Here is a 13,640-nt window from a genome sequence, read left to right as displayed (position 1 = left end):
AATATCCTCGGTATTATGATGAATAATCTCCGGCGCCTGGACCTGAACCTGCTGCTGACGCTCGACGTGCTGCTGGCCGAGCACAACGTCACGCGCGCGGCAGAACGGCTGCATTACTCGCAGCCCTCGGTGAGCGTGCATCTGGCCAAGCTGCGCGAGATCTTCGACGATCCACTGCTGCTACCCGGGCCGCGCGGCATGCGGCCCACGGCCCGCGCCGAGTCATTACGCGAGCCGCTGCGGCAGGCGCTGGCGGCGCTGGAAGCCGCCGTGGCCCCATCCAGCCCGTTCGATCCCGCGCAGGCGGACCACACCTGGCGCGTGGCTGCCACCGACTACGGCGAATCGACCATCGTGCTGCCAGCGCTCGCCGCCCTGCGCGCGGCGGCGCCGGGCACGCGGCTGGCGGTGCTCGACATGGTGCCGGCCAGCATCGCCCGCCAGGCGGAGCAGGGCGAGATCGACCTCGCCTTTCACACCTCCGATGGCGCGCCGCCCGGCCTGCGGCGCCGCGCGCTGTTCACCGAGCGCTACGTGCTGGTGGGCCGCGCCGGCCATCCGCGCCTGAAGCGGCGGCCCACGCTGGCGCAGTTTGCCGAGTTGGAACACGTGATGGTGTCGCCCGATGGCGGCGGCTTCTTCGGCGTGACGGACACCGCGCTGGCAGCGGCCGGCGCCACGCGCCGCGTGGTGTTATCGGTGCCGCACTTCCTGTTCGTGCGCGCGGTGCTGGAGCGCACGGACCTCGTGGCGATGCTGCCCGAGCGGCTGGTGCGCGATACGGCGACGCTGGAGGTGGTGCAGGCGCCGGTGGAGGTGCCGGGCTATGAGATGTCGATGCTGTGGCACGAGCGCGCCCATCGCGACCCCGCGCACCAGTGGCTACGCGAGTGCATCGCGCAAGCCACCAGTGTTTAGCGGCGTCAGTGCGTGACTGCCGCCGGCTCGCGTTGCGCGAGCGGGTTGCCTTCCGAATCGATCTGCAACGGCCCCGTGCCGGAGAACCGGTCGAGCGCGAGGTAGATCACCGGCGTGATGAACAGCGTAATGACCTGCGAGAACAGCAGGCCGCCCACCACGGCCAGGCCCAGCGGCTGGCGCAGTTCGGCACCGGCCCCCAGGCCCAGCGCCAGCGGCAGCGCGCCCATCACGGCCGCGAACGTGGTCATCATGATCGGCCGGAAGCGCAGCAGGCAGGCCTGCCGGATCGCCTTGGCCGGCGCCATGCCGTGGTCGCGCTGCGCCGCGAGCGCAAAGTCGATCATCATGATCGCGTTCTTCTTGACGATGCCAATCAGCATCAGCACGCCAATCGTCGCGATCAGCGACAACTCCACGTTGAACAGGAACAACGTCAGCAACGCGCCGATGGCCGCCGACGGCAGCCCGGCCAGAATCGTCAGCGGGTGGATGTAGCTCTCGTACAGCACGCCCAGCAGCGTATAGATCACGGCGATGGCCGCCACCAGCAGCACTACCTGCGTGGCTTGCGAGGACTGGAACACCGCCGCGTCACCGCCCCAGCTGGTGAAGATGGCCGACGGCATCTCGATCTCCCGCTTGTAGCGGTCGATCTTGGCCGAGGCCTCGCCCAGCGCCGCACCCGGCGCGAGGTTGAACGACACCGTCACCGACGGCAGCTGCCCCTGGTGGTTCACGGCAATCGGCCCGACCCGGCGCTCGGTGGTGGCAAACGCCGACACCGGCACCATCTGCCCGGTCTTGCTGCGCACATAGAGCTTGGAGAACGCGGTCTCGTCCACGCGGTCCACATCGGCGGCGGTCAGGATCACGTAGTAGTTGTCGATCGGCGTGTAGATCGTCGACACCTGCCGCTCGCCGAAGGCCGTGTACAGCGCCGTGCGTACGTCCTGCATCTGCACGCCGAGCGCGTTGGCCTTGTCCCGGTCGATGGTCAGCTGCGCTTCCAGGCCCGATTGCTGGGAATCGCTGGTCACATCGCGGAAGATCGGTTCGGCGCGCATCTTGGCCATGATCTTGTCGCTGTATTCCTGGAGCTGGCCCGCCTTCACGCTCTGGAGCGTGTACTGGTAGCGGCTCTTGCTCTGGCGGCCGCCCAGGCGCAGGTTCTGCACCGGCGAGAAATACACCGCCAGCCCCGGCACGCCGGACACATCCTTGCGCAGCGACTCCACCACCTGCGGCATCTTGGGCCGCTCGCCCAGCGGCTTCAGTTCCACGAACATCCGGCCCGTGTTGATGGCCGGCGAGGGCCCGCCGCCAATCGACGCCACCACGCTCTTCACCGCCGGATTGGCGCGAATCCGCTCGGCGGCGTCGCGCAGGCGGTCGGCCATGGCATCGAACGAGATGTCCTGCGGCCCTTCGGCATTGACCTGGATCTGGCCGATGTCTTCCTCGGGGAAGAAGCCTTTCGGAATCTTGACGAACAGCACGGCGGTCAGCACGAAGGTGAGCCCCGCCACGCCGAGCACGAAACGCCGGTGCGCCAGGCACCAGTCCAGGCCGCGGGCGTACTTGTGGAGCGTCCACTCGAAGAGGTCCTCGAACCACTGCGTGCTGCGCATGCCGATGGTCTGCTTCTGCTGCACGTGCGGCGCGGCGGCGCTGGCTGCACCGGATGCGTGGTCGCCGTAGGCGTGCTGGGACTCGTCCACCGGCACGTTCTCGGCCGAGAGGAAGCGCGCGCAGAGCATCGGGATCAGCGTCAGCGACACCAGCGCCGACACCAGGATCGACAGCGACACCACCGCCGCGAACTCGTGGAACAGCAGCCCGATCACGCCCGGCATGAAGAAGATCGGGATAAACACGGCCACCAGCGAGATCGAGATCGACAGGATCGTGAAGCCCATCTCGCGCGAGCCCACCAGCGCGGCCTTGAGCGGCGGCACGCCTTCCTCGATGTGCCGCACGATGTTCTCGAGCATCACGATGGCGTCGTCCACCACCAGCCCCACGGCCAGGGTGATGGCCAGCAGGGAGACGTTGTCCAGGCTGTAGCCGAACGCCTTCATCAGCGCCACCGTGCCGATCAGCGAGATCGGCAGGGACACCGTGGGAATCAGCGTGGCGGCGGCGCGGCGCAGGAACAGGAAGATCACCAGCACCACCAGCGCCACGGTCAGCGCCAGCGTGAACTGCACGTCATGGATCGATTCGCGGATGGAGCGCGAGCGGTCGTTCACCACGTTCACGCTGACCGAGCCTGGCATCTGCTGGATCAGGCGGGGCAGGGCGGCCTTGATGGCATCCACCACGGCCACGGTGTTGGCGTCCGGCTGGCGCAGCACGGCCAGCACGATGGAGCGCTCGTTGTTGAGCCAGCTGCCGGTCTTGAGGGTCTCGACGCTGTCTTCCACATCGGCCACGTCCGAGAGCCGCACCACGGCGCCGCTCGGCTGGCTGGCCACGATGATGTTGCGGAACGCCTCGGCGCTGGTCATCTGCCGGTTGGCCTGGATCGTCAGCGTCTGGCGCGCGCCGTCCAGCGTGCCGACCGGCGTGTTGGCGTTGGCGCGGTTCAGCGCGGTGGCCAGCTCGTCGAGCGTCAGCCCGCGCGCCGCCAGCGCGTCCGGGTGGGCGCGCACGCGCACCGAGAAGCGCTTCTGGCCGAAGACCTGCACCTGCGCCACGCCGGGCAGGGTGGCCAGCGTCGGGGAGATCAGGTTGTCGCCGAACGCGTTCAGCTCCGCCAGGCTCATCGCGGGCGAGTTGATCGCCAGCAGCAGCACCGGCGCATCGGCCGGGTTCACCTTGCGGTAGGACGGCGGCACGGTCATCTCGATCGGCAGCGAACGCTGGGCGCGGAACAGCGCCGCCTGCACGTCCACGGCCGCATCGTCGATGTTGCGGTCGCTGTTGAACTCGATCGTGATGCTGGAATTACCCAGCGTGTTGGACGAACTGATGACGGTGACGCCCGGAATCGTGGCGAACTGCTTCTCCAGCTGCGTGGCCACCGAGGCGGCCATGGTCTCGGGGCTCGCCCCGGGCAGCGTCGCCGTGACCTGGATCACCGGCGAGTTGAAGCTGGGCAGCGCTGCGATGGGAATCGTCGGATACAGCACGATGCCCGTCACGATGACGGCCAGGCACAGCAGCACCGTCATGACGGGCCGGCGGATACAGAGTTCGGACAGCGTCATGATCTAGTGCTTCTCTGCCACGGCCGCCGGGGCAGCGGGGGCGGCAGGGGCAGCGGAGGATGAGGCGTCGCGCGGGCGGGCCTCGCGCACCAGCGCGCCGGGGCGCAGGTTCTGCGCGCCCTCGGTCACCACGCGGGCGCCCGGCTGCACGCCCTCGATCACGGCGGCGGCGGCGGTGGTGGCCACCACGGTCACCGGCACGCGCGTCACGGTGTGGTCCGCGCCCACGGTGTAGACGAAGCGGCCTTCCGGGCCGGTGATGACGGCCTGCGGTGGCACGCTGAGGGCGCCCTTGAGCACCTGCACCGTGGCGCTGACGTTGGCGTAGGTGCCCGGCCAGAGCCGCTGCGCCTGATTGTCGAACATCGCCTTCACGCGGATGCTGCCGTACTGCGGATCCACGGTGTTGTCGACGAAGGTGATCTTGCCGGTCACGGGCGCCTTGTTGCCGTCGTTGGGCACGGCGGTCACCTCGACCGGGCCGGCATGCAGCGCCTCGCGCAGCGCGGCGAGCTGGCGCTCGGGCAGGGTGAAGCTGACGGTGACCGGCGAGATCTGCGCCACGGTCACCATCGGCGTCGCCGTGGCGGGGGTGACGAGCGAGCCCGGGAAGACGTTGATCACGCCGGTGCGGCCGCCAATCGTCGCGCGGATGGTGCCGTAGCTGATGGCCACGCGGTTGGCCTCGATCGCGGCCTGGTCGGCACGGATGGTGGCCTCGAAGCCGTCCAGCTTGGCCTGGGCCGTATCCACGGCACTCTTGGAGACGAAATTGCGCGCCAGCAGCTCCTGGCTGCGCGAGAGCGTGCGGCGCGCATCGGCCAGGTCGGCCTGGTCGCGCATCAGCTGGGCGCGGGCCTTGGCCAGGTTGGCCTCGTCCATGCGGGTGTCGAGCGTGAACAGCAGGTCGCCCGGCTTCACGGTCTGGCCTTCCTTGATATGCACGGTCTGGACGGTGCTGGACACCTGCGGCCGCACCTCCACGGTCTGCATGGCGGTGACCGTGCCGTTGGCGGTCACCTCCAGCGGCACGTCGCCCTGCTGGACGATGGCCGTGGCCACCGTCGTGGCAACGGGGCCCTTGGGTGTGGGCTTGGGCGCGAACCACGTCTTGTAGCCAAACCAGCCTGCCCCGGCAATGACGATCACCGCCACGATGGCGATCCAGGGCGAAGTGCGGCCGCGCCCCGTGCTGGTGGACGCGCTCCAGTTGCCATCGACGAAGCCCTTGGGCCGGTCGATCCCGTCTGTTTTCATGTGAGGACCCTCAAACTCCGCATGGCGCGCGCCCGCTCCCCGGCACCGGCTTCTTGGAGCCGGTTTGCCCGCGCAAACCACTACTAGTACCGCGCCTTGGCCGTCGAGGCCAGCGCGTCGTATTACAACCTGTTACAGCGCCAGGGGGATGGTTGGGCCGGAGGAGGGAGGATCTGGCCCGAAGACGCTTGTATCTGACTTAAAACATTAGCAGAAAAGCACGATCGGGCCACTCGGGACTAACGCCTGAGGGGGGCAGAACGTCGATTTCGTTACGGATTGGGGGGCCGATTGATGTTTTCCACCGACACTTCGCGCGGCCCCGGGATCACCACGGCGGCATCCCCGGCCCGGATCACCCCCGGCGTGGCCACGCTCAGGTACACGCCCGAATAGCCGCTGCGCACCATGTCGCGCACCGCGTGGGCATAGCCGAGGATGGCGTTGAGCTTGTAGCAGGGCTGGCGCGGCGCGCGCACCACCAGTTCCACCTCGCCCACGTGCAACTGGTCGCCAATCCACAGGGACGACTCCAGCAGCCCCTGCAGGGTCAGGTTCTCGCCCATGGCGCCGAAGGCCAGCGGGCGCTCGGCCTCCTCCACGCCGGCCTCGCGGCGCCGTGCGTTCCACCAGGTGTAATGCTCGATCGGGTAGGCGTAGACCGCCCGGTCCCGCCCGCCGTGGACGGTCAGGTCGGCCTGCTCGTCGCCCGCCAGCCCGCGCAGGTGCACGCCGACGGCAATCGGATGGTGCAGGGTACTGAGCGGATGCTTGCGGATGGCGGAGAGCACCACGGCTTCGGTGCCGGCCCCGGCCACCACCAGCGGCAGGCGGATGCCGACATTGACGGCCAGCACACGGCCGGTGGCGCCACCGCCCGAGGCGGCTGGGTTGGGACGGGGATCGGTCTCGGCCACGGTACGCCCTCCTTGCGTGTGCGGGGCCGCGCGGGCTCGTGGTCCCGCGCTGCTTTGGGAGACTGCTACGACATCTGCTACGCGCTGCGCGGTGTCCAGTGGCAGCCAAGCGCCCGCGCCCGCTGCGAAATCGCCAGTCCGAGCGCGATCAGCAGCGCCGCACCCCAGTGCAGCGCATCGGGCCCGGCCACGGTGTAGATGGCCGCCCCGGCCATGGCGCCCAGCGCCTGGCCCAGGTAAATCGAAGAGGAATTGAGCGAGATGGACGCCGCGGCCTGGTCCGGCCCCAGCAGCACCAGCCGGGCCTGCTGGGCGCTGTTGGTGGCAAATCCACCCACGCCCCAGAGCATGAACAGCGCCACCAGCGCCCCGACATGCCAGCCGGCCAGCGGCCACAGCAGCATGGCGGCCAGCGAGGTGGTCAGCGCTACCTGCACGATGCGGCTCGGCGTCACGCGGTCCATGCGCGCGGCGGCCACCACGTTGCCGGTCACGCCGCAGATCCCGTAGGCCAGGAACATCAGGCTCAGCGCGCCGCCACTGATACCGAAACGGTCCCGCATCAGCGGGGCGATGTAGGTAAACATCGTAAACATGCCGGCCGACTGGATCATCGTGGTGGTCACCACCAGCATGATCGGCTTGTGGCGCAGCACGGCGGCCCATGCCTTGCGGCCCACCGGCGCCACCTGGAGCCCGGCGGGCAGCGCGCGCCAGACCGCCATCGACACCATCAAGGACAGCCCGCCCACCAGCCCCATGCTGACGCGCCAGCCCAGCGTGCTGGAGATGAAGGTGCCCAGCGGCACGCCCACCACGCTGGCCACGCTCCAGCCCAGGAAGACGAAGCTGATGGCCCGCCCGCGCGTGCGGGCATCCACCAGCAGCGGCAGCGTGGCGGCGGCCTGCGGGGTATAGATGGCGGCGCCGATGGCGGTGACGAAGCGGATTGCCATCAGCGTGGCGAAGCTGGGCGCCAGCGCGGCAGCCAGGTGCATCGCCCCGTATACCAGCAGCGCCCCGGCCAGCAGCAGGCGGCGGTCGATGCGGGACCCGAGCGTGGCGAACAGCGGCGCGCCCACGCAGGTGGCGATGGCAAACACCGAGATCAGCTGGCCAGCCGTGGCGGCGCTGAGCGCGAAATCGGCGGCAATGTCGTTGAGCATGCCGGTGACGATCATCGCGCCGGTGCCGATGACGAAGTTGCCGACGCACAGCGCCAGGAGCCTGGGATCCATGAAATGTGAGGGGATGGGGCGACAGATTGCCCCGAGTGTAGCGGCTTTGGCGCAATTCGGACCGGCGCCAATGTGGGGAAGGAGACGCTCGTGGAGCGTCTCCTGGGGGGCACTCAGCGGGACATTAGCGCGACAGGGTGGGCGTCAGCGCCTTGGGGTTGGCCACGCTCTCGTGGTTGCCGTCCAGCACGTCGAGGATGTTCTGGAATGCGGTGCGGAAGTACAGCTCGTAGCTGTCGCGCTCCACATAGCCCAGGTGCGGCGTGCAGATGCAGTTCTCCATGCGCAGCAGCGCGTGGCCCTGCAGGATCGGCTCGGACTCGAACACGTCCACGGCCGCCATGCCGGGGCGGCCCCGGTTCAGCGCGGCCACCAGCGCGCCATCCTCGATCAGCTCGGCCCGGCTGGTGTTGACGAACAGCGCCGTGGGCTTCATGCGCTGGAGGTCGGCCAGCTTGACGATGCCGCGCGTCTCGTCGTTCAGGCGCAGGTGCAGCGACAGCACGTCGCTCTCGGCAAACAGCTGCTCGGCGGACGCGGCCACGTTCAGGCCGTCCTCGCGCGCAGCCTGCTGGGAGGCCTCGCGGCCCCAGACCAGCACGTTCATGCCGAACGCCCGGCCGTACCCGGCCAGCAGCCGGCCGATCTTGCCGTAGCCCCAGACGCCCAGCGTCTGCCCGCGCAGCACCTGCCCGAGGCCGAAGTTGGGCGGCATCGTCGTCGATTTCAGCCCCGACTGCTGCCAGGCGCCGTGCTTCAGGCTGGCCACGTACTGGGGAATACGGCGCTGGGCCGCCATGATCAGCGCCCAGGTCAGCTCGGCCGGGGCCACGGGCGAGCCCACCCCTTGCAGCACCGCCACGCCGCGGTCGGTGCAGGCGTCGATATCCACATGGCCGCCGGCACGACCGGTCTGGCTGATGATCTTCAGCCGCGGCAGCTTTTCAAGTAACTGACGCGTCACACGGGTGCGCTCGCGGATCAGGACTACGGCCTCCACATCGGAGAGGCGCGCGGCCAGCTGGCCCACGCCCTTGACGGTGTTGTTGAACACCTTGACGTCGTGGCCTTCCAGCAGGGCGAAGCACGGCAGCTTGCGCACCGCGTCCTGGTAATCGTCGAGTACGGCAATCTTCATCGGTGACTCTTTGGCTTGAGGAGCGACATCGGGGCGGCGCCTTGGTGCGCACGGCAACAGAATCAGCGCGCGCCCGACAGTATTGTGGGCCGACCTGACGCAACATTGAATCCAGACATGGCTCGTTCCGCATCCGTGTGCGCCCTTGCCGACCCGCCAAAACGGGGCGCCAGATGCCTCGGCACAATGTTGCGCAGCAAAAAACAGGCGGAGTTTGCGGTGGTATCCTTGCCCGCTCCTGCGACGCGGCAGGCCGGATGCGACGGTAGAGCCACGCTCCCGCCCACCGCCCCGCGCCGCCGGACAAAGCCCCACCGGCCCCTGCCGCCCGCCATATGCGGGCGAAGCGCAACTGTAGCGCAGCCGCAGGGACCGCTGCGACCCCTGGGCGGATTTGCTTGTTGCGTAGTTGTAACGGGATGTGACGATTGCGTGTCCGAGTGCCCCATATCGAACATGGCGCACGGGACATCTCATTTCCGCACGCTATGGACGGCGCCGCCCCGGGAGCCTGACGCGGTACCCGGCAGGGCTTTGCCAAGGTTTCTTTCTCGCTTTGGAGTTGCTGTATGAACCACCCCACAATGCAAGGCACCCCGGCACTGAACGTACCGGCCTGGGTCAAGAACCAGAAACTGGTCGCATGGGTTACCGACATCGCCACACTGACCAAACCGGACAGCATCTACTGGTGCGACGGTTCCCAGGAGGAGTACGACCGCCTGTGTGAACAGATGGTCGCTGCCGGTACCATGCGCCGCCTGAATCCCGCCAAGCGCAAGAACTCATTCCTGGCCCTGTCCGATCCGTCCGATGTGGCGCGTGTGGAGGATCGCACCTTCATCTGCTCCGAAAAGAAAGAAGACGCCGGCCCGACCAACAACTGGACCGCGCCGCGCGAGATGCGCCAGACGCTGTCCGGCCTGTTCGACGGCTGCATGCGCGGCCGCACGCTGTACGTGGTGCCGTTCTCGATGGGCCCGCTGGGCTCGCCGATCGCCCATATCGGCGTGGAACTGTCCGATTCCCCGTACGTGGCCGTCAACATGCGCATCATGACCCGCATGGGTCGCGCCGTGTATGACGTGCTGGGCGCCGACGGCGAGTTCGTGCCGTGCGTGCACACGGTTGGCAAGCCGCTCGCCGCCGGCGAGAAGGATGTGCCGTGGCCGTGCAACCCCACCAAGTACATCGTCCACTTCCCCGAGACGCGCGAGATCTGGTCGTTCGGCTCCGGCTACGGCGGCAACGCGCTGCTGGGCAAGAAATGCTTTGCGCTGCGCATTGCCTCGACCATGGGCCGCGACGAAGGCTGGCTGGCCGAGCACATGCTGATCCTCGGCGTGACCTCGCCCGAGGGCAAGAAGTACCACGTGGCCGCCGCGTTCCCGTCGGCCTGCGGCAAGACCAACTTCGCCATGCTGATCCCGCCCAAGGGCTTCGAGGGCTGGAAGGTCACCACCATCGGCGACGACATCGCCTGGATCAAGCCGGGCCAGGACGGCCGTCTCTACGCCATCAACCCGGAAGCCGGCTACTTCGGCGTGGCCCCGGGCACGAGCGAGAAGACCAACTACAACGCCATGGCCACGCTCAAGGAGAAGGTGATCTTCACCAACGTGGCGCTGACCGATGACGGCGACGTGTGGTGGGAAGGCATGACCAAGGAAGCCCCGGCGCACCTGATCGACTGGCAGGGCAAGGACTGGACGCCGGCCATCGCCAAGGAAACCGGCGCCAAGGCCGCCCACCCGAACGCGCGCTTCACGGCGCCGGCCTCGCAGTGCCCGTCAATCGACGAGAACTGGGACAACCCGGCCGGCGTGGCCATCGATGCCTTCATCTTCGGCGGTCGCCGCAGCACCACAGTGCCGCTGGTGACCGAGGCCCGCAACTGGACCGAAGGCGTCTACATGGCCGCCACGATGGGTTCCGAAACCACCGCCGCGGCCGCCGGCCAGCAGGGCGTGGTACGCCGCGACCCGTTCGCCATGCTGCCGTTCTGCGGCTACAACATGAGCGACTACTTCGGCCACTGGCTGGCACTGGGCAAGAAGCTCGAAGCCGCCGGCGCCAGGCTGCCGAAGTTCTACTGCGTGAACTGGTTCCGCAAGGACGCCGACGGCAACTTCGTGTGGCCGGGCTTCGGCGAGAACATGCGCGTCCTGTCGTGGATGATCGACCGCGTGGAAGGCCGCGGCCAGGGCGCCGAGCACGTCTTCGGCACCTCGCCGCGCTACGCAGACCTGAACTGGAGCGGCGTGGACTTCTCGGAAGCGCAATTCCAGCAAGTCACCTCGATCGACCACGCCGCCTGGCAGCAGGAACTGGCACTGCACGACGAACTGTTCACCCAGCTGCAGCACAACCTGCCGCAGGACCTGGTGGAAACGAAGGACAAGCTGGCCAAGCGGCTGGCCGCCTGAATCTGCCGGGTTGGATAACGGAAGGGCGCCTGGGTGGCGCCCTTTTTTTTCGCAGGCTTCGCTTCAGCGATTTTCTAACTTCATTAATGAAGATCACATAGGTGAATCCCCAGTATGAGAAGTTTATGTGGTCGATAAATTCCTTCCGGTAGGCCGTATCGAAATCACCTCCGCCGTTCCGCTTGAATCGCTCAATCTCCTTCACGACCAGCTTCCGCGTTGCCGGGTCCGCCCCCTCAATTTAGACCTGGATAATTTCATTAAAGGTATCACCAATGAGATCGTAGTCCTCATGAAAATACCCGCCGATAAGCTGCTGAAGTGCAGGGTAGCGCGTCCTATCCACTTTAGCCAGATAACTAAAAAGTGCGATCATGGAGCATCAAAGCTTTCATCAGGAATCCCGATTGAAATAGGCCCCAAACAACTGCCACAGCTCCGGGCATTGAGATTCAGTCATAAATCAAATGTCAGACCGTCGTCAGGTACACCCATCTCATGGAGGGGAACTGCCAGTGCTTTTCTACAGACTGTTTTTCAGAAATCTTTGAATTTCGTCGAGAAAGGTTTCGTAGGTGAAGCCCCAGCATGACAGGTCGATATTGTCGCTGAATTCTTTTCTATAGACCTCTTCCACCCTGCCCGGGTTGTTTCCCTTTAATTTATCGATATCCCGCATTACTAATTCGCGGGCTGTCGGCCCTGACTCCCTAATATAGGCCTGAATAACTTCATGGGCATTGCCTCCCTCACAATCCTCATGAAAATAACACCCTATAAACTGTTGCAAGTGGGGATAAGGCGATCGGTTCATCATTAAGCTCAGACTCCAACGCAGGCGGTCAGAATATAGTATGGCATCTGGTTATATTCTTCGCTCCGAAGCACGTACCGTAACGGTACGTGCATCGTCCAGCTTGCCGGAATTGCGCATCAGTACTTTCCCGAGCGGTCTTGAAAACTTCTGACGTAGTTCCAGACGTGGATCCCCAGTCAATGACCATGCCATTATCCGACTACGATTGGCACTCAACATGTCGGAAATCGCTTTTTCTGCTGTCCGTAAATCGGTGAATGATGAGGCACTGATCAAGTGTCGCTCCATTACTAACCTCGCCCGCAATTCCTCCGCCGTTTTCCCCACGTGCTTCGCAATCGTGTGCCCACCGGGACCTTTCAGCGATTTCGCCTCATGCTGCGCTAGATCAATCCGCCCGGCGGTAATACTCGCCACCCGCGCGGCCTTCAGCATGCCAGCGAGGCCGAACCCCACACCAATATCCAGCGACAGCCCGATATTGCCGGCCATGTCCGGCGGCGCCTGCATGGTCTCTGCGAGCTTCGTTGCGCCCTGCTGGGTCAGTGTTGCAGTGTCGTGCCCGGTCCAGGCTTGTCGCATGCCGCGCCAGGCCGTGTCCGCGCCATGCATGCCGAACGCGATACAGCCAGCTTTCGTCACGCCAGTCGGTTCCGGCGCAATGCACAGCACCCCGGCACCCACCATCTCCAGCTCGCCGCCGACGATGTCCCACCCGCCCCATATGCGATTGGACATCATCTCACTCGGACTGATCGACCGGTGCGCCAGCACCGCCGCCAGTTGCGGCGCGCTCATGACCACGCGCACGCCGTCCATCTCGTCTGCCTGAGCCATCGGAATCTGGATGGCCATGAATGAAAAGGGCGCCCTTTTTTTATAGGCTGATGTGAATGAGATGCTCGACTTTCCGGAGGAACGCCTCGTGGCTGATTCCCCAGTCGATCTCTTCACCAAACTCCCTGCGATAGGCTTCTTCGATCGCGCCACGGTTTTCAGCCATGAACCTCTCAATATCCTGAATCACCCTCTTCCGCGTAGCGGGATCGGATTCCGAGATATATACCGCGATCAGATCCTCGATGCTGTTCCCAACCATATCGAAGTCCTGATTGAAATAGGCCCCAATCAACTGCCATAGCTCCGGGTATCGGGAATCAGTCATAAAATCAGCTTATCGGAAATGCTGTCAGTACGAAGTAGGGCATTCCATTGTATTGCTCTCGCAATAGCACCACGCGAACTTTGCGAGCATCCTCCAATCTGCCCGTCGTCCGCAAAACAACCTTGCCAACAGGTTTGATCGTAGCGGCATCGAAGCGCAGCTTTGCCGCCCCGTAGCCCGCCGCCCATGTCTTTATCTGGCCACTATGGGCGCGCAACGCCTCCGAGATGGCGAACTCGGCTGTGCGCAGGTCCGTGAACGATGATGCCGCCGTTAACCGGGGCTCCTGCATCAACCTCGCTCGCAATTGCGCCTCCGTTTTCCCCACGTGCTTCACAATCGTGTGCCCACCGGGACCTTTCAGCGATTTCGCCTCGTGCTGCACCAAGTAAATCCGCCCGGCGGTAATACTCGCCACCCGCGCGGCCTTCAGCATGCCAGCGAGGCCGAATCCCACGCCAATATCCAGCGACAGCCCGATATTGCCGGCCATGTCCGGCGGCGCCCGCATGGTTTCGGCGAGCTTGGCGGCGCCCTGCTGAGTCAGTGTTG

Annotated in this window: 12 protein-coding genes; 2 read left to right on the top strand and 10 right to left on the bottom strand. The window is 65.8% G+C overall.

The window, feature by feature from the left end; all coding sequences use genetic code 11:
• Positions 1-18: 18 nt before the first annotated feature.
• The gene (locus AB4120_RS23445; protein ID WP_149137619.1) at positions 19-918 is read left to right on the top strand and encodes a LysR family transcriptional regulator; all 900 of its coding nucleotides are present in this window, start codon (positions 19-21) and stop codon (positions 916-918) included.
• A gap of 5 nt (positions 919-923) precedes the next feature.
• Here the strand turns inward: AB4120_RS23445 and AB4120_RS23440 are convergent, their stop codons facing one another.
• From AB4120_RS23440 to AB4120_RS23420, 5 genes are all read right to left on the bottom strand, one after another.
• Positions 924-4,130 carry an efflux RND transporter permease subunit gene (locus AB4120_RS23440; RefSeq protein WP_149137028.1) on the bottom strand — a complete coding sequence of 1,069 codons (3,207 nt, stop codon included), beginning with the start codon at positions 4,128-4,130 and terminating at the stop codon, positions 924-926.
• Between the two features lie 3 nt (positions 4,131-4,133).
• The gene (locus AB4120_RS23435; RefSeq protein ID WP_149137029.1) at positions 4,134-5,387 is read right to left on the bottom strand and encodes an efflux RND transporter periplasmic adaptor subunit; all 1,254 of its coding nucleotides are present in this window, start codon (positions 5,385-5,387) and stop codon (positions 4,134-4,136) included.
• Positions 5,388-5,659: 272 nt separating this feature from the next.
• Entirely contained in the window at positions 5,660-6,304 is a 645-nt protein-coding gene (locus tag AB4120_RS23430) for an MOSC domain-containing protein (protein WP_149137030.1), read from the bottom strand.
• A gap of 77 nt (positions 6,305-6,381) precedes the next feature.
• Entirely contained in the window at positions 6,382-7,542 is a 1,161-nt protein-coding gene (locus tag AB4120_RS23425; RefSeq protein WP_149137031.1) for an MFS transporter, read from the bottom strand.
• Positions 7,543-7,666: 124 nt separating this feature from the next.
• Complete coding sequence (locus AB4120_RS23420; protein ID WP_092291026.1) at positions 7,667-8,680, bottom strand: D-2-hydroxyacid dehydrogenase family protein; 1,014 nt, start codon at positions 8,678-8,680, stop codon at positions 7,667-7,669.
• A 569-nt stretch (positions 8,681-9,249) separates the two neighbouring features.
• Between AB4120_RS23420 and AB4120_RS23415 the strand changes: the two genes are divergently transcribed.
• A complete protein-coding gene (locus AB4120_RS23415) occupies positions 9,250-11,106 on the top strand; it encodes a phosphoenolpyruvate carboxykinase (GTP) (protein ID WP_149137032.1) in 1,857 nt (618 codons plus the stop codon).
• Positions 11,107-11,347: 241 nt separating this feature from the next.
• On the opposite strand, the gene AB4120_RS23410 is transcribed toward AB4120_RS23415, so the two are convergent.
• The 5 genes from AB4120_RS23410 to AB4120_RS23390 all read right to left on the bottom strand — a co-directional run.
• Positions 11,348-11,482: a contact-dependent growth inhibition system immunity protein gene (locus AB4120_RS23410; protein ID WP_187645098.1), complete on the bottom strand. Its 135-nt coding sequence runs from the start codon at positions 11,480-11,482 to the stop codon at positions 11,348-11,350.
• Positions 11,483-11,629: 147 nt separating this feature from the next.
• A complete protein-coding gene (locus AB4120_RS23405) occupies positions 11,630-11,923 on the bottom strand; it encodes a contact-dependent growth inhibition system immunity protein (RefSeq protein ID WP_441642910.1) in 294 nt (97 codons plus the stop codon).
• 48 nt (positions 11,924-11,971) lie between these two features.
• Positions 11,972-12,778: an RNase A-like domain-containing protein gene (locus tag AB4120_RS23400; protein WP_316248480.1), complete on the bottom strand. Its 807-nt coding sequence runs from the start codon at positions 12,776-12,778 to the stop codon at positions 11,972-11,974.
• 22 nt (positions 12,779-12,800) lie between these two features.
• Entirely contained in the window at positions 12,801-13,088 is a 288-nt protein-coding gene (locus AB4120_RS23395; RefSeq protein WP_149137034.1) for a contact-dependent growth inhibition system immunity protein, read from the bottom strand.
• 4 nt (positions 13,089-13,092) lie between these two features.
• A partial coding sequence (locus AB4120_RS23390) for an RNase A-like domain-containing protein (RefSeq protein ID WP_441642909.1) occupies positions 13,093-13,640 on the bottom strand: 548 nt, incomplete at its 5' end.

The sequence above is a fragment of the Cupriavidus sp. 2KB_3 genome (genome assembly GCF_052115685.1).
In the GTDB taxonomy this organism is placed as follows: Bacteria; Pseudomonadota; Gammaproteobacteria; order Burkholderiales; family Burkholderiaceae; genus Cupriavidus; species Cupriavidus campinensis.
Note: the sequence above shows the minus strand (reverse complement) of the source record. Positions and strands in the feature narration are given on the sequence as shown.